Genomic DNA, 940 nt, shown 5'->3' with positions numbered 1-940 from the left:
CCCAAGGGTATCTGGTTGCCGCCGCACTCCAAAGGGCGGTAAGCCGATACCGGCAGGATGCGTTCCGAACGGGGAGTGAATGACCGTAGCCGACATTTCATCTCCGCTGTGTTCTCTGGTGCGCCAGGCGAAGCTTGGTCAGTCGAGCAACCTGAAAGATGGTTGCCATATAAATTGCGGATAGACATGTAGCTGCGGTCGGTCACGTGGAGATCACTCGCGAGAAGACCCGCGTGATCAAGCTGACCAGGCCTGGGGCGAGCCTGGAGTTTCGGGGCTACAACTTCCGGTACGAAAGGGATCGCTTCGGGTGTGCCAAGCGGTATCTCCCCCGCGTCCCGAGTGCCTAGGCGTGTGCCCGAGCGCGCGACAAGCGGCGGGGGATAATCAACTCGGAACGGAGTCTGATTCTGATCCCCAAGCTGATTAGGCCGGTCAATGGTCAGGTCCGAGGATGGGCGAATTACTTCGGCAACGGCCAGAGTCGTGCCGCTTTTCGAGCCATGAACTGGTTTCTCCAGCACCGCTTGGTGCGGCACCTGAAACGTCGGAGCCAGCGCCCCGATCGGCCACCGGAAGGGGTGACATGGTATGCACACCTCGACAAGCAACTGGGCTTGTTGCAACGCTAACGGCTGGTCTCCCCAGCGAAAGCTTCGGATGTGAAGGCAACAGGAAAGCGCCGTGCGGGAGAACCGCATGCGGCGTTTGACGAGGGGGGCAGGCGAACCCGGCTAGGATTCGGCTCGTGAGGCACCGCCAGACGAAAGGGGCGGAAACAGATAGGCCGGATCTACGGACGGGGAACGCCTGCCCTCTACTCTACTGGTGAAACGAAAAATCCCTGCAAGCGGTGAACGGGTCGGGATTTGCCACTTAAGACATGAAGATTTTGGGGAGGGTGGTTCATCCCTGAAAGCTATGAATCTGCAAGATCGAT

1 protein-coding gene and 1 pseudogene are annotated in these 940 nt (G+C 59.3%); both read left to right on the top strand.

The annotated features are described in order from the left end of the window. Window positions 1-206: 206 nt before the first annotated feature. Window positions 207-350 carry a hypothetical protein gene (locus BQ17_RS21625; protein WP_176722346.1) on the top strand — a complete coding sequence of 48 codons (144 nt, stop codon included), beginning with the start codon at window positions 207-209 and terminating at the stop codon, window positions 348-350. Between the two features lie 21 nt (window positions 351-371). Then, window positions 372-632, top strand: a pseudogene (locus BQ17_RS24045) (group II intron maturase-specific domain-containing protein); the annotation flags it as partial. Between the last annotated feature and the right edge of the window lie 308 nt (window positions 633-940).

This window comes from Candidatus Thiosymbion oneisti (assembly GCF_900092655.1).
Lineage (GTDB): Bacteria > Pseudomonadota > Gammaproteobacteria > Chromatiales > Chromatiaceae > Thiosymbion > Thiosymbion oneisti.
This window is presented reverse-complemented; position numbering and strand designations above follow the sequence as displayed.